Origin of the sequence: Nonomuraea dietziae, from assembly GCF_014195505.1 — a bacterium.
In the GTDB taxonomy this organism is placed as follows: Bacteria; Actinomycetota; Actinomycetes; order Streptosporangiales; family Streptosporangiaceae; genus Nonomuraea; species Nonomuraea roseola.
This window is the reverse complement of the sequence record NZ_JACIBV010000001.1, coordinates 5435392-5452112: the sequence shown is the minus strand read 5'-3', so window position 1 is coordinate 5452112 and position 16721 is coordinate 5435392. Positions and strand designations below refer to the sequence as shown.

Sequence of the window (16721 nt, the reverse complement as noted above, 5' to 3'; positions counted from 1 at the left end):
GTCAGAAGCAGGGACGGTCGCCGGTCTGCAGGCTGAGCGCGAGGTCGGGGAGGATGAAGGTGCCGGCCGTGACGGCCCACGCGGTCAGCCTCACGTTCCGGAGAACGACCGTCCTGCTCTGCGCGCCGAACGTCCCCGCCGGACCCCTTGCCCCCGCGGGCGCGTCCAGTGTGCCGGCGTCGCGCCCCAGTTGGATGTCCTTGAAGGCCGCCGCGGCCCGCGCCGCCGCGGCGTCGATCACCAGGTCCTCCGCGACCACCGGCGCGTCACCACGGCCGCCGGTGATCCGCGCGGTCACCGCTCCCAGGGGCGTCTTCAGGACGACGCTCTGGCACAGATCGAACACCTCGGCCCGACGGATGCCGGTCAACAGCACGGGGATCGCCCTGCCCTTGATGTCGTGGTCGACGCCGCCGGCCAGCGTGAAGCCCTGTGCGCGCAACTCGCCGGTGAAGAGCTTGAACGTGGAGCTCGAGACCACGAAGGTGGCGCCGATCGCGCCCTCGGTCGTGGCGCCCACCAGCAGTAAGGTCAACGCCACCACCGGTGTGAAGACCAGCGCGAATCGCTTCCACCGCACACGCCCCTGCTCGACCACGGCCACCCTCCATGACACCTCATGAGGAAATGGGCCAGCATGTCGTCACGGATAGTGACATTCCAGCCACATTGTCGATCATCATGAACGCCGCGGTCCCTGTCAACAGACAAATCGGGCGGTGTGCTGTTTCTGGCTCTCAGCTGGACAACCTTGCCGAAGACCGGAATGCCTGGCCGTGATCGCCTCAGTCCAGACAGCAAGAGCCCTGGTCATCGCGATGGCGCCGAACCCCGCCGCGCCACCTGGCCAGCTACGCGCAGTCACAGCCCCGACATGTTCACGAAGTCCCGAAGGCCGGCTTCCAGTCCTGGACGAGGAGCCCGAGCAGCACCTCGTCCAAGAACTCGCCCAGCACCCAGGCCGAGGAGCGCAGCACGCCCTCGCGGACGAAGCCGTTGCGCTCGGCGGAGCGCAGCATCGCGGCGTTGTCCGCCAGCGTCTCGATCTGCAGCCGCTGCAGGCCGCGCACGACGAAACCGTAGTGACACAGCACCGCGACCACGTCGGTGCCGTAGCCCTTGCCGCGGGCCGACGGCAGCAGCCCCAGCCCGATGTGCGCGGACCGGTGATGGTTGTCGATGCCCCACAGCGCCGCGGTGCCGACCAGTGTGCCGCCGTCCAGCTCCACCACGGAGAACGGGACGCGCCCCTGGTCGGTGTCGTCCACCACGAGCCGCGGGTCCCTCGAGCCTGGCGTGATCGGCCGCCACGGCCGGCCTTCGGCCCGTGAGCCGTTCACCACGTCGTCGTAAAGCTCGGTCAGCAGGATCGGAATGTCGTCCTCGTACCGGGCCCTGAGTCCGACCTTGTTACCTCTTAGCATGCGAGCTTCCTATCCGACCGGGCTGTCCGGCGGCAAACGTCGCAGCCGGGCACACCTCGCGATCCGTTGCGCGAGTGACCACCCATGCTCAGAAGCTGGCTCCGTGGCGATGTCGAGACGGCCCGGCCGGCTCCGACTATTCCCTGACGGCGCCGGACGGCGCCGCCGACGGAGCGAAGGAGGCGTGTGATGAGCGGGATCGTGCTGGACGTGTCGGTGTCCCTGGACGGGTTCACCACCGGTCCGAACGTCAGGGAAGAGGAGCCCATGGGGGACGGCGGCGAGCGGCTCCACGAATGGCATGCCGGGAACGGACCGGACGGCGAGATCGACCTCGGCGTCCTCCGGCAGTCCGAGGAGGCGGTGGGGGCCACCCTCATCGGACGGCGTACCTTCGACCTCGGCCTGGGGCCTTGGGGCGGCACACCGTTCCCCGGCATCCCGAGCTTCGTGGTCACCCACCGGACCAGGGAGGACCTCCTCGGCGACAACGGCGGGACGTTCGCCTTCGATGGACTGCAGGCCGCAGCCCGACGTGCCAAGGAGGCCGCGGGGGACAAGGACGTCTGGGTGCTGGGCGCGGACGTCGCCCGGCAGCTGCTCGGCGCGGGCCTGCTCGACGAGATGCGCATCCACCTGGTCCCCCTGCTGATGGGCGAGGGCACGCCGCTGTTCGCCGGGGAGCGGGCCGGGCTGATCCTGGAGGGGACGCCCGTCGCGGGGGCCGTGACCCACCTGCGCTACCGCGTTCGCCGCGATGCGTGAGTTCGACGAGGCGGACCTTCGGGGGTGGCCGCGAGGTCGTCACGAGATCTGTCATCGTCTCGATGACAGATCTCGTCCCGGCCGCGCAGTCGTCTTGCGCGTGCGCGCGTTTGCCTGGCAGAAGTCCCCACTGGCGTCGGGGGCTGGTGAAGGCCCGTCTGGTGACCCGGCAGGGCCTTCGAACCCTGGACGCTACAGGCCGGTCATCACCAGGCTCATGTAGTACCAGTAGCCGGTGCCGAAGATGTGCTTGGAGATGTTGGCGACCTGTCCGGTGGCGAGCGTGGCGCAGGTGGAGCCCCTCGCGGTGACCGAGCCGAGCTCGTCGCCTTGGCCGACGGCTGGCGGGGTGACCTCGCGCAGGCTGAACAGCGCTGACCCGGTGGTGCCGATGGTGGTGGTCGGGTTGGCGAAGTTGCCGGAATAGGCGCGATCACCGTTGTTCACGGCGACGTACTGGTTGCCGCTGGGGTACATGTACCCCGCGAGGTCGATCCGGATCTCGTCGCCGTTGTTCTCCTCCACGTCGTAGGCGTCGACGTAGTTCAGCTTGACCCGGCACGTGGTGGCCGTGCTCGTCGCGCCTGCGGGCGAGGCCGAGGACACAGCCGTCGAGACGGTCAGGCCCGCCGTCAGCGCGAGCGTGAGGATGAGCTTGTGAGGTCGCATGCCGTTTCTCCCTCTGTTGACCTGCGTTTCAGGCCGAAACGCAGGCACCTCAGGGTGCGGCAGGCAGCGCGGGTGGGTCAGTGGCCAAATGCACGCTCGATCCACGCCTTTTTGCGCCCTCGCGTGGGCGGGGCGCGTGGGCAGGTCCTGGTGAGGATCGATCCGGGCTCGTGGAACGAGATCGAAAAAGGCCCTCCGGGATCATCCCGAAGGGCCTTTCTCCTGCTGTGCGGCCGGAGGTACTCGAAACCCCAACCTTCTGATCCGTAGTCAGATGCTCTATCCATTGAGCTACGGCCGCTCGCTGCGTAAGCAATCATAGCGGACCTCAAGCCGTGCCTCGAACCAGATTTTCGATTCCTCGTCCCGGGAGTCGCGAGACCCCGGATCCCGCTCGCCTGTGTACAACCTTCTGTGTATCCACAGGCAGGTCCCAGGTGTGAACAACTCCGCGGTTCTCGATGGTGAGATGGAGGGATGAGGCGAGACATCCTGGCAGCCGTGGCCGCGTTCGCCGTGGGTGCCGTCATGCTCGTCGGTCGGGCCTACTTCGACCGCATCGGTGTCCCCCCGTGGTTCCTCGCCGTTCCGCTGGCGCTCGCGTGCGCCGGCGTGGCCGTACGGCGGAGCGCGCCGCTGGTCTGCCTCGCGCTGGGCGTGGCGGCGGTGACCATCGACGTCGCCTACAGCGGCCCCTCGCTGCCGACCACGCTGGTGTTCACCGACAACCTCTACGCGGCCGCGCTGTACGGCCCCGCCAGGGCCTCGCGCTGGCTGCTGGGTGTCACCACCACGGCGGCAGTGATCATCGGTGCGGTCATCGGGATGCTGGAGCGGAGCTGGCTGGCGTTGGCGATCTACGGGGTGCAGGTGAGCCTCGTGCTGGTCGTGCCCGTGACGACCGCCATGGTGTTGCGGCAGCAGCGCGACCAGGCCGCCGCCGAGCGGGCGCGTGCCGAGCAGGTGGCGCACCTGGCCGAGCTCGACCGCGGCGCGGCCATCGTCGCCGAGCGCACCAGGATGGCCAGGGAGCTGCATGACATGATCGCCAATCACTTCAGCGCCATCGCGATCCAGTCGACGGCCGTGCTGTCGCGCAAGGATCTCGACGCGGGGGCCGTCCAGCAGATCATGGCTTCCATCAGGGAGAACAGCGTTCAGGGGATGGCCGAGATGCGCACCATGATCGGGTTGCTGCGGCAGGAGGGCGAGGACAACGACGCCACGACCAGGCCGCGGCTGGCCGACGCCGCCGATCTGGTGAAGCGGGCCAGGCAGGCGGGGATGGAGACGGTCATGACGGTCGAGGGCACGCCCTACGACCTGCCGGTGTCGGTCGATCTGGCCGGATACCGGATCGTGCAGGAGGCGCTGACGAACGCGATGAAGCACGGCGACGACAGGGCGGAGGTCGTGATCACCTATGCGCCGGGGCTGGTGAGCGTGGTGGTCGACAACCCGCTGAACGAGACGAGGACCCAGCTGCCTGGGGCGGGCGCGGGGTTGGTCGGGATGAGGGAACGGGCGGCGCTGGTGGGTGGCGCGTTCGAGGCGGGGCCGTACGAGGAGAAGGGGTGGCGCGTGCGCGCCACGCTGCCCACGGAGCATGCGCTGTGATCATCAGAGTGCGGACCGAGGAGGAACTGTGACGATCAGGGTGCTGGTCGCCGACGACCACGCGGCGGTCAGGGCGGGCATCGTGCTGGTCCTCGGCGGCGCCGCCGACATCGAGGTGGTGGGGGAGGCGGGCGACGGTGAGGAGGCCGTCGCGATGGCCCGCGAGATCCGCCCCGACGTGGTGCTGATGGACGTCAGGATGCCGAAGATGGACGGCATCTCGGCCACCAGGGAGCTGGCCGGCGTGACCGAAGTGCTGATCCTGACGACGTTCGACGTCGACGAGTACGTCTTCGGCGCGCTGCGGGCGGGCGCGGCGGGGTTCCTGCTCAAGAACACCGACGCCGATTCCCTGGTGGAGGCGGTGCGCCTGGTGGCGAGGGGCGACGGGCTGATCTCTCCGGCGGTGACCCGCCGGTTGATCTCCGCCTTCGCCGAGCAGCCCGTACGGCGTGAGCCGCCCAAGGACCTGCTCACCCCCAGGGAGCGCGAGGTGCTGGCCTGTGTGGCCAGGGGCCTGTCGAATGCGGAGATCGCCAAAGAGCTCGACATGGCCGAGGCCACGACGAAGACTCATGTCAGCAGGGTGCTCAACAAGCTCGGGCTGAGAAGCCGGGTGCAGGCCGCCATCTACTACTCCGAGGGGAGCTGACGTGGTCGTCGGCATGGCGTTCGCAGGGGTCGGCATCTACCTGGTCGTCAACGTGATCGCCGGGCTCGTCGCGCTGAGGACCGGCAGTCCCGTGGGCATCGCGATCGTGGCGGGGCTGCTCGCGCTGGGCAGCCTCGGCGGCGGCCTCGCGCTCATCCTGACGAAGAAGCCGCAGAACAAGGGGCTGGGCATGGGGCTGATGATCGGCTGGGCGCTCACCTCGATCATCTCGGCCGGCTACTGCACAGGGCTCAACCCCGAGCTCTACCGCTGACGTGCACGAGCTCTTCGTCGGGCTCGGCGTGCTGGCCGCCGCCGTGGTCTTCGTGCGAGAGGCCCGCCGTCGCGGCGCGCTGAACGAGCAGTCGCTGGTGGCGGTCACCGGTGCCCTGGTCGGCGGCGCGATCGGCATGCGACTGGCCGGCTTCGCCGAGCACCTCGAAGGCTTCTGGCTGTACGGCTCGCGCAGCATCCTCGGCGGCCTGACAGGGGCCTACGTCGGCGTGCTCGTCGCCAAGCGGATCATCGGCTACAAGGAGAGCACCGGCGACCTGTTCGCCCCCGCGGTGGCGCTCGGCATGGCGATCGGCCGCATCGGCTGCCACCTGACCGAGGCGCCCGGCAGGCCGACCGACCTGCCGTGGGGCGTCCACGCGCCCGCGACCACGCCCGAGTGCCCCGGCTGCCTGACGGGGCAGGCCATGCACCCGTCGTTCGTCTACGAGATCGTCTTCCACCTCGTCGCCTTCATCGTCCTGGCGAGGCTGCGTGACAAGGGAGACCTCTTCCCCCGCTACGTCGCCGCCTACGCGGTGTTCCGCTTCCTCGTGGAGTTCACCAGGGCGAACGAGACGGTCTGGCTGGATCTGACCAGACCGCAGTGGTTCCTCATCCCCTGTCTGATATTGCTGGGCATCCGGTTCGGAAGGAGGGCAGCCCGTGAGGCTCCGAGGTGATCGCATCCTGCGGTACGTCAACGCCTTCTGCCCGCACTGTCACGGCGATCTTCCCGTCGAGCGGGTGCCGAGGCTGAGCGGCTACCTGGCCGAGCGCGATGGCAGGGTGTGGCTCGAACGCGGCTGCCGCACGCACGGGCTGGTCCGCACGCTCTACGACGAGGACCCCGAGATCCTGTCCTACCTGGAGGAGTGGACGGCGCCCACCAAGGCGCACATCCCCGACCTGGCGGGAAACTTCGCGCCGATCCCCGGGGCCTATCTCGACGGGCTGCCCGAGATGCAGACCCAGCACACCTGCATTCTGCTGGAGGACATCACGGAGAGCTGCAACCTGCGCTGCCCGACCTGCTTCGCGGGCTCCTCGCCCGACCTCCAGGGCGTCGTGCCGGTCGAGCGGGTGCTCGCCAACGTCGACCAGCGCCTCGAACGCGAGGAGGGCAGGCTGGACGTCCTGATGCTCAGCGGCGGTGAGCCGACCCTCCACCCCGACCTCGCCAAGCTCCTGGCCGAGCTGACCGCCAGGCCGATCACCCGCATCCTCGTCAACACCAACGGCCTGCTCGTGGCCCAGGACGACGGCCTGCTCGACCTGCTCACCGAGCATCGCGACAGGGTGGAGGTCTACCTGCAGTACGACGGGATCTCCGAGCACGCCTCCCGCCACCATCGAGGCGGCGACCTGCGGCGGTTCAAGGCGCTGGCCGTACGACGGCTGTCGGAGCGGCAGATCTTCACCACGCTGGTCATGACGGCGGCGCTCGGGGTCAACGACGGTGAGATCGGCGACGTCGTCAGGCTCGCGCTCGCCACGCCGTTCGTCGGAGGGGTGTCGATCCAGCCGGTGTTCGGCTCGGGCAGGAGCGGGGTCATCGACCCGATGGACAGGCTCACCCACACCGGCGTGCTCAAGAGGCTCGAGCCGCAGACCGGCGGGCTGGTGACCTGGCGCGATCTCACCGCGTTGCCGTGCTCGCACCCGCACTGCTGCTCGGTGGGCTATCTGATCCGCGACGACTCGGGCGACTGGCGGTCGCTGGTGGCGCTGATCGGGCACGACCGGCTGAAGGAGAACCTGGGGCTGGTGTCGAACAGGATCGCCGACAGCGAGATCCCACGCGAGCTGCGGCTGGCCGTACAGGAGTCGCTGCTGGGGTTGCTGTCGGAGCAGTCGTCGCTGTCGCACCCGCAGATCGGCGAGCTGTGGAAGAACATCTGCGAGAACTGCGACTTGGGGCTGTCGACGCTGGTCACGGTGCTGGGCAGGCGGAAGAAGCTGCGCCGGATGCTGGGGGAGCGGGTGGTACGGCTGACCGTCAAGCCGTTCATGGACATCTCGACCATGATCGAGGAGCGGCTCACCCAGTGTTGCGTGCACGTGGGCACCCGCCGCGACGAACGCGACCAGTGCGCGCCGTTCTGCGCCGTGCAGGCATGGCCCGAGCTGCGATGACCGATCCGCTGAGGCTGTGCGTCTACGCCACGGTCGCGCTGCTCGCCTGGCTGCTCGGGCCGTGGGCGGTGCTCGGGTTCGCCGTGCTCGGGTTCGTGGGCTACTGGAAAGCGCGCAGAGCCGGGCTGACCCGGAGCACGTGCGTGCTCAGGGACACCCGGCTCGTGCTGGCCTATCTGGGGCTGATCGCGATCGCCGCGCTGGCGGCGATCGTCTACTCGCTGATCGGGACGTAGAGCAGCAGCGCCTCGGCGACGCACACCGGACGGCGCTCGCCCTCCACCTCGACCGAAACCTTGATCGTGGCCAGCTGGCCCGCAGGGCTGTTCTTGACGTCGACCAGCTCGCCGCTGGCCCGCACCCGCGAGCCGACGGGCACCGGCTTGGGGAAGCGGACCTTGTTGAGGCCGAAGTTGACCGCCATCTGGATCTGGCCGACGCTCATCAGCTCGGTCAGGAACGAGGGGAGCAGCGACAGCGTCAGGAAGCCGTGGGCGATCGTCCCGCCGAAGGGGGTCTCCTTCGCCCGCTCGGGGTCGACGTGGATCCACTGGTGGTCGTCGGTGGCGTCGGCGAAGAGGTTGACCTGGTCCTGAGTGACCGTGCGCCACTCGGTCGGGCCGACCGTCTCGCCGACCGCCGCCTTCAACTCCTGCACGTTCGCAAAGCTCCGCATGGGTGGAACCCTATTGCGCCGCCGCGAGGTTGACCATTCGGAACTCGTCCGGCTTGGTCCCCTTGGTGGCTCCCCAGTACGTGATCGTGCTGGGCGCCGAGGAGGTGCCGCTGCCCATCCAGTTGTCGGGGTTCTTGGGGAAGGTCACCCACGAATCGGTCTCGAGATCGAGCACGCTCGTCCCAGTGCTGACATACCGGTCGAGGGCCGGGTAGCCCGACATGTGGAAGGAGACGTCCGCCTTCCGCAGGCCCGTGCCGTCCACCCGCTGCACCAGGCCCTCCGCCACGCACCAGGTGGGCCCGCAGCGCAGACCCACGGCCTCGGCCGCAGCCGTGATCTGGCGGGTCTCGCCCGTCTCCAGGTTGACGACCTTCGTCTGGTTCTTGCGGTGCTCGCGCTCGGAGACATCGCTCGCCCACGGCCAGTCGATCAGGTGCAGGCCGTCGGCGATCTTCTCGGGCGTGCCGCCTTCGGCGGGGAGCCGCCAGACCGTGCCGTCCTGCTCTGACCAGTAGATGTGCTCGCCCTTCACGGCGATCGCCTCGATGCCCTGGTGCTCGCCCTTGTACGTGGCGACCAGCCGTGCCTCGCCCCCTGCCAGCGGCGCGATCCAGATCTCGCGCACGCCGGTCGCGTGCACCCACCAGACGACGCTCCGCGCGTCGAAGGCCGCGTCCTGGGGGTAGGCCCGCTTCAGGCCAGGGGTCGTCGGCACGTCGGTGACCTTGCGGAACGTTCCCGACTCGGAGTCGTAGATCTCGATCGCGCCCGCCTTTTCGAATGCGGACTCCGCGTTCACCATCACCTCGGTGGCGCTGACGCCGGTGATCGGGCGGTACCGCCATCCGTCGGCGTTCTTCGCCGGCATCGTGAAGATCGCCTTCGGCCAGATCTTCTCGATCGGCGTCCCCTCCTGTGATCGGGACTCGGCCTCGGCCGAAGTCTGCATGCTCGCCATCACCTCGCTCGGTCCGTCGACAGGGGCCACCGCCACGCCGTCTCCGCCCCCGCTGGTGAAGACACCTCTGGCGATCGTCGTGCCCACCCCCGCCACCCCGATCATGGCCGCCACCGCCAGGGCGGCGCTCGCCGTCCTTCCTCTGGTACGGCGGCGCCGCCGTGCGGCCAGCGCCGCGGACAGGTCGGGCTGTGGCGCCCGCTCGGCCGCCTGCCGCAACGCGTGGACCAGATCTTCCTCAGTCCTCATGACGCTCTCCCCTTTTCGAGCACGCCAGGGCTGACGCGGAGCTTCTCCAGCGCGCGTGCGGCCCTGGCTGCGCACGGTGCCCCGTGAGATGCCGAGAATCTCGGCGATCTCCTTGTCCGGCAGGTCCTCGTAGTAGCGCAGCACGACCACGGCTCGCTGCTTCGGCGGCAGCGCCCGCAGTTCGTTCCACAGCTCGCCGAAGGAGTGGCTGTCATGGTGTGAGCCCTCGGGCAGATCCTCCGTGAGGTCCTCTCTGCGGCGTCTGCGCCACCAGCTGACGTGCTGGCGGGCCATGGCCGTGCGCGCGTACGCCTCGGGACTGTCGACCTTGTCCCAGCGGTCGGCGAGCTTGAGCAGGATCTCCTGCACCAGGTCGGCGGCGTCGTGTGAGGTGCCGGTAAGCACGTAGCCGTAGCGCAACAGCGCCGAACCTCTCGCTCGGACGAACTCTTCGAAGTCCACGAACAGGGGACGCACGGGAGGCGTGGACTGTTGCAAAGATCTTTACTCGAATCTCTCGCGCACGTGTTCGATCGCGCGCTACAGTTCTGGGTAACGACTCGAACAGAGGTTCGGCCAGGTGGGAGGGGGTGCCATGCTCGTCCAGACACGCCGTAGGTGTTTCTTCCCAACTCTAAGACGGCCGCTATACCCCGCTATAAAGTCCGAGAGCGTGGACCCTGTGCGCAACCCCTATGCCCCCGGTGCCGGGCAGCGCCCGCCCGAGCTGGCCGGCCGCGACCGTGAGCTCCAGCAGTTCGAGGTCGTCCTGGAGCGCGTGGCCCGTGGCCGTCCCGAGCGCAGCATGGTCGTGACCGGCCTGCGCGGCGTGGGCAAGACCGTCCTGCTCAACACCTTCAAGTCCATGGCGATGCAGCGGCTGTGGGGCACCGGCAAGATCGAGGCCAGGCCCGACCAGTCGATCCGCCGTCCCGTCGCCGCCGCCCTGCACATGGCGATCCGCGAGCTGGCCCCCCGGCACCGCGGGCCCGAGCGCATCGAGGAGTTCCTCGGCGTGCTCAAGGCCTTCGCGATGCGCGACCCGGCCGCCGCCAAGGGCACCTCCCACTGGTCGCCTGGCATCGACGTGCCCGCCAGCCGCGGCCGCGCCGACTCCGGCGATCTCGAGATCGACCTGACCGAGCTGTTCGTCGACGCGGCGAGCGTGGCCACCGACCTCGGGGTGGGCGTCGCGCTCTTCATCGACGAGATGCAGGACGTGCAGGCCGCCGACATCTCGGCGCTCTGCGCCGCCTGCCACGAGCTGTCGCAGACGGGCGGGCCGCTGATCGTGGTCGGCGCCGGCCTGCCGCACCTGCCGAGCGTGCTGTCGGCCAGCAAGAGCTACTCCGAGCGGCTGTTCCGCTACGCGCGCCTCGACAAGCTCGACCGTGAAGCCGCCGACATGGCGCTCCTCGTCCCCGCGAGGGAGGAGGGCGTGGAGTTCACGCAGGAGGCGCTCGACGCGCTCTACGAGGCCGCCGACGGCTACCCCTACTTCGTGCAGGCCTACGGCAAGGTCGCGTGGGACTACGCGCCGCGCACCCCCATCACCCTCGACGACGTCAAGGTGTCCGCGCCCGAGGCGGAGGAGGAGCTCGCCGTGGGCTTCTTCGGCAGCCGCTACGAGCGCGCCACCCCTGCTGAGCGCGACTACATGCACGCCATGGCCGCGATCGGCGACGAGCCGGTGGCCACCTCCGACGTGGCCGACTCCCTCGGCCGCAAGCCGTCGAGCCTGTCACCCGCTCGCGACAGCCTCATCAAGAAGGGGCTCATCTACTCCGCCGAGCGCGGTCTGATCGCGTTCACGGTGCCGCACTTCGGGAGGTTCCTTCGCGCTCAGCCCATCTGACTCTCTCTAGCCGTGTCTAGAGGGGAAGCTAGGCACGGCTAGAGAGACCAATATGCCGCCGTATAACGCTATCTAGCGTCAGGCCGATACAGCCGTATATTCCGGCATCGACCCGCTGTCGTCCCTGCCGACCACCGCCATGCGCACCGCCGGATGCCGTCCTGTGAGGTAGACCGCGAAGACGGTGTCGTCCTCGTTCACGTTCTCGAAGACGAAGAAGCGCCAGCACATCTCCCGCCAGCTGTCGTACGGCTCGGCCGAGGCGAGCTGGTCGGCATGCGACCGCCAGGTCGCGCTCGCCCTGAGCTTGGCCAGACCCACGCTCTCGCTCGCGGGGCGCTGTTCGCACGGAGCGCGATAGCGCAGCCGGTCGACGGCCTCCTCCAGCTCGGGCGAGAGCGCGGCCAGCACCACCACACCGGCCAGCGTCCACCACGACAGACCGGGCGCGGGGGCCCACACCGACATCACCGCCATGCCGGTCAGCACGACCGTGCGGCCGATCGAGCGCAGCCCGACGGGGGCCGAGCTGACCTCGCCGAAGCAGCCGCAGCCGGCGTCAGGCCGCCGCCTGCGCAGTTCCAGCAGCACGTAGGTCGAGAGCGCGAAGAAGACGACCGTTCCCCATCGGAACAGCGGATGTGTGGTGAGCAGCAGTCCGGCGGCGAGCACCAGCTCGCCGACGGAGCAGCAGATCAGCGCGGGTGTGCGGAGCGAGCCCGGCACGAGCACGGCCGGGCCGAGCCTGGCCAGGGCGCCGGGCTCCAGATTGGAGCGCACGGTGGCGAGCTTGGCGATGGTTCCCAGGACCAGCAGCACGATTAAGATCGGCAGCTGCGATTCGAGCATGCGTGATACCCCTATCCGACCCGGGCATTGAAGCACCCCTTGGTCAGTTCCCCGCCCAGTTCTACGAACGATGAGGGTGACAGCTCCACGATGCGGCCTCTCGGCGAGGTGCCGCATTCGACGCACCTGTCGCAGAAGCGCCCGGCCATACAGCCGCACGCCACGACAGGCAGGTTCGCCGCCCGCTCGGCGCAGACATTACGGACTTTCAATAAAGAACCCATAGCCAGGTACGGCAGGCCGACGCACGACACCTCGGCGTCGGGGCAGGCCGCGTCGGAGCGCTCCACCATGGGATAGGCCGCGCCGCGCTCGTCGCAGTCGAACGCGTCGGACCAGGTGGCGGTTCCTGAGATGCGTTGCTGTGGCCCGCCGTACGCGGGGGGAGGGGTTGGTACGGCGCGCGCCGGATAGGCGGGCTGCGACGTCGCGGGCAACAGAGCGTGGCCCACGCCGTCCTCTCTGACACCGATGGCGTCGAAGAGGTAGCCCGGTTCGAGCTGGGGGTGCCGGACGCGGACGCGTCCGGTGGTCCGGTAAGGGATCACCACGCTGCGGCGCCCGCGATGCGGGCCGCAGTCGAGCTCCAGGTGGAGGTCGCGGCGTCCTTCGATCGAGAGGATGGTGCCGGTCATGCGGGTGAGGTCGGCCCAGACCCGCTCGACGACCTTGCCGTCACGCAGGGCCCTGATGATGACCCTGGAGCCGAGGGGGAGGTCGCCGGGAGCGACGTCGGCGCCGTGCCAGGCGGTCGCCCACGGCGCGATGACGAGCCGTTCCTCGCTGCCCTCCTCGGTCTCGACGATGAGCAGATGGGGGCTGACGTCGACGATCTGCCCGGTCACCGCGTGCAGGGGATCGCCGCTCTCGCGGTCGGGCCCCGCATGCCCCGGTGTGCGGCCGAGCGCCGCCGCCGCGAGGATTCGGCGGCGTTCCGTGCTGTTCACACCCCTAGAGTCACATAGCTCCCGGCTCCTCCCGGCGAAGGGGAGCAAAATACGCATCCTCGGTGGAACGCATTGACAACCGATGTGAGGCAGACCTTGACTGCACTTTGCAGTTGGTGGAACGAATCCTGGATTCCGGTTCAGCCGCAATAGGGGCTCGGGCTGCGATTCTGGCCACGATGCACACTGCCAGGACGGATGAGGAGTTCCGCGAGTACGTCAGGTCTCGCGGACCAGCGCTTCTGCGTGTGGCGCACCAGCTCACCGGACACCCATGTGACGCCGAGGACCTGCTGCAGACAGCCCTCGCCAAGACCTACCTGGCCTGGGACCGGATCAAAGATCGCGCCGCCCTCGACGGCTACGTCAGGCGGACGATGGTCAACATCAACATCTCGCAGTGGCGCCAGCGGAAGCTGGAGGAGTTCCCCGCCGACGAGCTGCCGGAGATCCCGGTGAGCTTCGAAGCGCCGAGCGAGTGGGAGGAATCCCTCGAACAGGCGCTGAACGGCCTGCCGGCCCGCATGCGCGCCGCGATCGTGCTGCGCTACTACGAGGACATGTCCGAACCGGAGATCGCCAGGGCGCTCGGCATCAGCGTCGGCACCGTGAAGAGCACCGTTTCGCGCGCGATGGCCAAGCTCAGGGGCGAACTATCTGTCCCGGCTCAACCGCGCCGGCGGTAGCGCAGGGGTGCACCACGTCCCTGATGATCCGGAGGGTCGCGAGGAAGGTCTCGAGCTGCTCGGGTGAGAGCAGTCCTGTGAAGGACTCCTCGATGTCGTGGAGGTGCTGGGGCAGCACCTCCTGCACCTTGTCCACGCCCTTGTCGGTCAGCGCCGCATAGGAGGCCCTGCGATCGGTGGCACAGGCTTGCCGGACCACGAGGCCGTCACGTTCCAAGCGGTCGACCACGCGCGTCACCCCGCTCGTGGACAGGCCCGTCTGCGCGGCCAGGTCGCCCATGCGCAGGCTGTGGTGCGGTGATCGGGCCAGCCTGATCAGCGTGCCGAAGTCGACTTCGGACAGCCCGGCGGCAGTGAGGGCCGGAGTCATCTTCGCCATCAGGCCGGCGTAGACCTCCGTGAGCAGGCCGATGGCCGTCAGCCGCGGGTCGTCAAAGGGGATCACGTTCACATCGTAGAGGACGATAGTTGACGCGCGGAATATTCCTCATGTAGAAATCTGTTGAAGCAAACGTCCGCAGCGCAAGCATCATTCTCGAGGGAGCAACAGACATGAGCACTCGTACCTGGGAAGGCCTCTCCATCCCCGCCGCCGGCACGTACGCCATCGACGTCAACCACACGGTCATCGGCTTCGTCGCCAAGCACATGATGGTCAGCAAGGTCCGCGGCCACTTCGAGAAGTTCAACGGCTCGATCACGATCGCCGAGAACCCGCTCGAGTCGTCCGCCGAGCTGACGATCGACGCCTCCAGCATCAGCACCAACGCGGGCGACCGCGACAACCACCTGCGCAGCGGCGACTTCCTGGACACCGAGACCTACCCCGAGATCACCTTCAAGAGCACCCGCGTGGTCGGCCACAAGGGCGACGAGTTCACCGTCGCGGGCGACCTCACCATTCGTGGGGTCACCAAGGAGGTCGAGCTCACCGTCGAGTACGGCGGCGTGGGCACCAACCCGTGGGGCCAGCAGGTATGGGGCTTCTCCATCACCACCGAGTTCGACCGCGAGCAGTTCGGGCTGACCTGGAACGCCGCGCTGGAGACCGGTGGCGTCCTGGTGGGCAAGAAGATCAAGATTGAGATCGAGGGCGAGGCCAACCCCGCCGCCTGACACACTGTCCACAGCCCGCTTCGACCTGGGCGGGCTGTCATCCACAGGTGTGGACGAGGTTACCCACAGGCAGTGGATAACTCTTGGTGATGACGCTGGAGCGAACCACTTTGCCGCACCGCCAGAAGGCCGGTACTCTGTCCTGAGCCAGACGGCTACCAGGAGGATTCGCCTAGTCAGGTCTATGGCGCCGCACTGCTAATGCGGTTTGGTGGCAACACCATCCGGGGTTCAAATCCCCGATCCTCCGCAGATCAAAGGCCCTCTCCCGAAACCGGGTGAGGGCCTTTCTGCTGTCGGGGTTGCAGTTTGGGTTGCAGTTATCCCCAGAGGGCCGAGTCCATGCGGCCACTCGCGTCCTTCATCTGCATGGTGGCGACGTGTGTGTATCGCTCCGTGGTGGTCACCCTGGTGTGGCCGAGGATCTCTTGCACCACGCGGATGTGGACGCCTTGCTCGATCAGGAGAGTCGCGGCCGTGTGCCTGGCGTCATGAACCCTGGCATCCCGCACGCCGGCCTGCCGGAGGATCGACTTCCACACCTTCCAGTCCTCGGTTCGCTCGATCGGGCCGCCGAGGCGGGTCGTGAAGACCAGGTCGTGATCCGTCCACTTCTCTCCCGCCTTCAGACGCTCGGCGGCCTGAATCTTCTTGTGGGCCTTCAGTTGATCGAGCAGCGCGGGAGGGCACTGGAGGGTGAGCTTGCTCTTGCCCTTGCGTGGCCGGAAGACGAGACCGCCGCCCGAGCGCCGCGGGCACTTGTCCGCGTGGCCGGTGCAGTCCTTGAGGCATGGTCGCTTGTAGCAGTTGTGACCCGGCTTGGCGCAGGTCGATCCACAGCTCCGGTCATGGCTGTGGATTTTGCAGTTCTTCTTGCAAGGGAGGCGATGCCATTTCCTCCCGCAGGAGTGCGGATCATCGCACCCATGGCGCCACTCGGAGCGCTGGATCTGGAACCAGGCCCTGATCTCGCCTGTGTCGAGGTCGATGTATGACCAGCGGAGACCCAGCGCCTCGCCTTGACGGATGCCGAGCGCGAGAGCGACCGACCAACGAGCGGCATTCCTTCTCGTCTTTGCTGCTTCGAGGATGCTTCGCGCCTCTTCGCGGGTGAGCGGGTCTATCTCTATGGCCGTGGCCGAGGGAGCATCGATCAAGGTAGCGACGTTCCGGGCGACTCGGCCTCGCCTGAGGGCGATGGTCAGGGCGCGCGAGAGGATGCGGTGGACCTTGAGGACGGTACTCGTCGCAAGTCCCCGTTCGAGCATGGTCGTGTACGCGGCGTCCAAGTGCTCAGGGGCGAGCTTGTCGAGGCGATGCTTGCCCAGGAGCGGCACGATCCAGTGGCGGTTCTTCGAGTGGTAGTCGGCGAGCGTCCGGGGTGCCAGCTTCTCGGACAGCACGAGGCGCTCGCAGATCACGTCGAGGAACTCCGTCATCCACTCTTCGACCGTGGGGACGCGGCCCGGCTTGTTGACGTTGCCTGACTCCCGCTGTCGCTCCAACTCGCGAACCTTGCGGGTGACCTCCGCCTCGCTCACGCCCTTCCGATGGCGGCGGTCGGGAGAGCCGTCCGGCTTGATGCCCACGGTCACCCAGCCGTGCCAGATGCCGTCCTTGCCGAGGTAGATCGATGAGCGCCCGTTGGGTTTCCTGCCGGCCATCACGCGACCTCCTCGCATTCCAGGGAGTGCGCGAATTCCACCAGAGCAGCCGCGGGGATGAGGCGGTAGCCATCGTGTTTGATCGAGCGGAGTTCACCCGACTTGATCAGCCGGAAAACGGCGGTTCGGCTCATACCGAGCATTACGGCCGCGTCCTTCGGGCGGTAGAACAGGGGATCCAT

20 protein-coding genes and 2 tRNA genes are annotated in these 16721 nt (G+C 68.2%); 11 read left to right on the top strand and 11 right to left on the bottom strand.

The genetic code is table 11. The annotated features are described in order from the left end of the window. Position 1: 1 nt before the first annotated feature. A complete protein-coding gene (locus FHR33_RS26010; protein WP_183652775.1) occupies positions 2–616 on the bottom strand; it encodes a DUF6230 family protein in 615 nt (204 codons plus the stop codon). Between the two features lie 262 nt (positions 617–878). Beyond that, on the bottom strand, positions 879–1424 hold the full coding sequence (locus FHR33_RS26005) for a GNAT family N-acetyltransferase (RefSeq protein ID WP_183652772.1): 546 nt from the start codon (positions 1422–1424) through the stop codon (positions 879–881). A 189-nt stretch (positions 1425–1613) separates the two neighbouring features. Here FHR33_RS26005 and FHR33_RS26000 point away from each other — a divergent pair, with 189 nt between their 5' ends. After that, entirely contained in the window at positions 1614–2189 is a 576-nt protein-coding gene (locus FHR33_RS26000; RefSeq protein ID WP_183652769.1) for a dihydrofolate reductase family protein, read from the top strand. A 192-nt stretch (positions 2190–2381) separates the two neighbouring features. Here FHR33_RS26000 and FHR33_RS25995 read toward each other — a convergent pair whose 3' ends face one another. Beyond that, the gene (locus FHR33_RS25995; protein ID WP_183652766.1) at positions 2382–2858 is read right to left on the bottom strand and encodes a hypothetical protein; all 477 of its coding nucleotides are present in this window, start codon (positions 2856–2858) and stop codon (positions 2382–2384) included. A 228-nt stretch (positions 2859–3086) separates the two neighbouring features. Next, positions 3087–3159, bottom strand: a tRNA-Arg gene (locus tag FHR33_RS25990). Positions 3160–3335: 176 nt separating this feature from the next. On the opposite strand from FHR33_RS25990, the gene FHR33_RS25985 reads away from it, so the two are divergent. Genes FHR33_RS25985 through FHR33_RS25960 form a run of 6 tightly spaced genes read left to right on the top strand, consistent with a single transcriptional unit; the run spans position 3336 to position 7772 of the window. After that, on the top strand, positions 3336–4475 hold the full coding sequence (locus tag FHR33_RS25985; RefSeq protein WP_183652762.1) for a sensor histidine kinase: 1140 nt from the start codon (positions 3336–3338) through the stop codon (positions 4473–4475). Further along, the gene (locus FHR33_RS25980) at positions 4465–5127 is read left to right on the top strand and encodes a response regulator (protein ID WP_183652760.1); all 663 of its coding nucleotides are present in this window, start codon (positions 4465–4467) and stop codon (positions 5125–5127) included. Before FHR33_RS25985 ends, FHR33_RS25980 begins: the two co-directional genes overlap by 11 nt. 1 nt (position 5128) lies before the next feature. Continuing rightward, positions 5129–5401 carry a hypothetical protein gene (locus FHR33_RS25975; protein ID WP_221241250.1) on the top strand — a complete coding sequence of 91 codons (273 nt, stop codon included), beginning with the start codon at positions 5129–5131 and terminating at the stop codon, positions 5399–5401. Between the two features lies 1 nt (position 5402). Further along, positions 5403–6083 (top strand): prolipoprotein diacylglyceryl transferase, encoded by a 681-nt coding sequence (locus FHR33_RS25970; protein WP_183652758.1) that lies wholly within the window; start codon positions 5403–5405, stop codon positions 6081–6083. Then, a complete protein-coding gene (locus FHR33_RS25965; RefSeq protein WP_183652756.1) occupies positions 6067–7536 on the top strand; it encodes a radical SAM protein in 1470 nt (489 codons plus the stop codon). The genes FHR33_RS25970 and FHR33_RS25965 overlap by 17 nt, the downstream gene beginning before the upstream one ends. After that, positions 7533–7772 (top strand): hypothetical protein, encoded by a 240-nt coding sequence (locus FHR33_RS25960; RefSeq protein ID WP_246452079.1) that lies wholly within the window; start codon positions 7533–7535, stop codon positions 7770–7772. Before FHR33_RS25965 ends, FHR33_RS25960 begins: the two co-directional genes overlap by 4 nt. Here FHR33_RS25960 and FHR33_RS25955 read toward each other — a convergent pair. Together FHR33_RS25955 and FHR33_RS25950 are read right to left on the bottom strand one after the other, a co-directional pair. Continuing rightward, positions 7751–8212, bottom strand: coding sequence for a MaoC family dehydratase (locus FHR33_RS25955; RefSeq protein ID WP_183652752.1), 462 nt, complete (start codon positions 8210–8212; stop codon positions 7751–7753). The genes FHR33_RS25960 and FHR33_RS25955 overlap by 22 nt on opposite strands. A 10-nt stretch (positions 8213–8222) precedes the next feature. Beyond that, positions 8223–9899: a SigE family RNA polymerase sigma factor gene (locus FHR33_RS25950; protein ID WP_312895724.1), complete on the bottom strand. Its 1677-nt coding sequence runs from the start codon at positions 9897–9899 to the stop codon at positions 8223–8225. A 196-nt stretch (positions 9900–10095) separates the two neighbouring features. On the opposite strand from FHR33_RS25950, the gene FHR33_RS25940 reads away from it, so the two are divergent. Next, entirely contained in the window at positions 10096–11277 is a 1182-nt protein-coding gene (locus tag FHR33_RS25940; protein WP_183652746.1) for an ATP-binding protein, read from the top strand. A gap of 78 nt (positions 11278–11355) precedes the next feature. Here the strand turns inward: FHR33_RS25940 and FHR33_RS25935 are convergent, their stop codons facing one another. Together FHR33_RS25935 and FHR33_RS25930 are read right to left on the bottom strand one after the other, a co-directional pair. After that, on the bottom strand, positions 11356–12126 hold the full coding sequence (locus FHR33_RS25935) for a MauE/DoxX family redox-associated membrane protein (protein ID WP_183652743.1): 771 nt from the start codon (positions 12124–12126) through the stop codon (positions 11356–11358). An 11-nt stretch (positions 12127–12137) separates the two neighbouring features. After that, positions 12138–13073: a hypothetical protein gene (locus tag FHR33_RS25930; protein ID WP_183652742.1), complete on the bottom strand. Its 936-nt coding sequence runs from the start codon at positions 13071–13073 to the stop codon at positions 12138–12140. 179 nt (positions 13074–13252) lie between these two features. Here FHR33_RS25930 and FHR33_RS25925 point away from each other — a divergent pair, with 179 nt between their 5' ends. Continuing rightward, positions 13253–13759, top strand: coding sequence for a SigE family RNA polymerase sigma factor (locus FHR33_RS25925; protein ID WP_183652739.1), 507 nt, complete (start codon positions 13253–13255; stop codon positions 13757–13759). Here the strand turns inward: FHR33_RS25925 and FHR33_RS25920 are convergent. After that, positions 13716–14204, bottom strand: a complete 489-nt coding sequence (locus FHR33_RS25920) for a MarR family winged helix-turn-helix transcriptional regulator (protein ID WP_312895723.1) — start codon at positions 14202–14204, stop codon at positions 13716–13718. The genes FHR33_RS25925 and FHR33_RS25920 overlap by 44 nt on opposite strands. A gap of 107 nt (positions 14205–14311) precedes the next feature. Between FHR33_RS25920 and FHR33_RS25915 the strand changes: the two genes are divergently transcribed. Then, complete coding sequence (locus FHR33_RS25915) at positions 14312–14875, top strand: YceI family protein (protein WP_183652736.1); 564 nt, start codon at positions 14312–14314, stop codon at positions 14873–14875. A gap of 161 nt (positions 14876–15036) precedes the next feature. After that, positions 15037–15125, top strand: a tRNA-Ser gene (locus FHR33_RS25910). Between the two features lie 70 nt (positions 15126–15195). Here the strand turns inward: FHR33_RS25910 and FHR33_RS25905 are convergent. Both FHR33_RS25905 and FHR33_RS25900 read right to left on the bottom strand, forming a co-directional pair. Next, positions 15196–16539, bottom strand: a complete 1344-nt coding sequence (locus FHR33_RS25905) for a tyrosine-type recombinase/integrase (RefSeq protein ID WP_183660296.1) — start codon at positions 16537–16539, stop codon at positions 15196–15198. Continuing rightward, positions 16539–16721: a helix-turn-helix domain-containing protein gene (locus tag FHR33_RS25900; RefSeq protein WP_183652733.1), complete on the bottom strand. Its 183-nt coding sequence runs from the start codon at positions 16719–16721 to the stop codon at positions 16539–16541. The genes FHR33_RS25905 and FHR33_RS25900 overlap by 1 nt, the downstream gene beginning before the upstream one ends.

Bases quoted from the DNA above. Each gene is read 5' to 3' on its own strand.
- FHR33_RS26005 (WP_183652772.1), bottom strand. From the start codon at position 1,424: ATGCTAAGAGGTAACAAGGTCGGACTCAGGGCCCGGTACGAGGACGAC.
- FHR33_RS26000 (WP_183652769.1), top strand. From the start codon at position 1,614: ATGAGCGGGATCGTGCTGGACGTGTCGGTGTCCCTGGACGGGTTCACC.
- FHR33_RS25995 (WP_183652766.1), bottom strand. From the start codon at position 2,858: ATGCGACCTCACAAGCTCATCCTCACGCTCGCGCTGACGGCGGGCCTG.
- FHR33_RS25985 (WP_183652762.1), top strand. From the start codon at position 3,336: ATGAGGCGAGACATCCTGGCAGCCGTGGCCGCGTTCGCCGTGGGTGCC.
- FHR33_RS25980 (WP_183652760.1), top strand. From the start codon at position 4,465: ATGCGCTGTGATCATCAGAGTGCGGACCGAGGAGGAACTGTGACGATC.
- FHR33_RS25960 (WP_246452079.1), top strand. From the start codon at position 7,533: ATGACCGATCCGCTGAGGCTGTGCGTCTACGCCACGGTCGCGCTGCTC.
- FHR33_RS25955 (WP_183652752.1), bottom strand. From the start codon at position 8,212: ATGCGGAGCTTTGCGAACGTGCAGGAGTTGAAGGCGGCGGTCGGCGAG.
- FHR33_RS25935 (WP_183652743.1), bottom strand. From the start codon at position 12,126: ATGCTCGAATCGCAGCTGCCGATCTTAATCGTGCTGCTGGTCCTGGGA.
- FHR33_RS25925 (WP_183652739.1), top strand. From the start codon at position 13,253: ATGCACACTGCCAGGACGGATGAGGAGTTCCGCGAGTACGTCAGGTCT.
- FHR33_RS25915 (WP_183652736.1), top strand. From the start codon at position 14,312: ATGAGCACTCGTACCTGGGAAGGCCTCTCCATCCCCGCCGCCGGCACG.
- FHR33_RS25905 (WP_183660296.1), bottom strand. From the start codon at position 16,539: ATGGCCGGCAGGAAACCCAACGGGCGCTCATCGATCTACCTCGGCAAG.
- FHR33_RS25900 (WP_183652733.1), bottom strand. From the start codon at position 16,721: ATGGATCCCCTGTTCTACCGCCCGAAGGACGCGGCCGTAATGCTCGGT.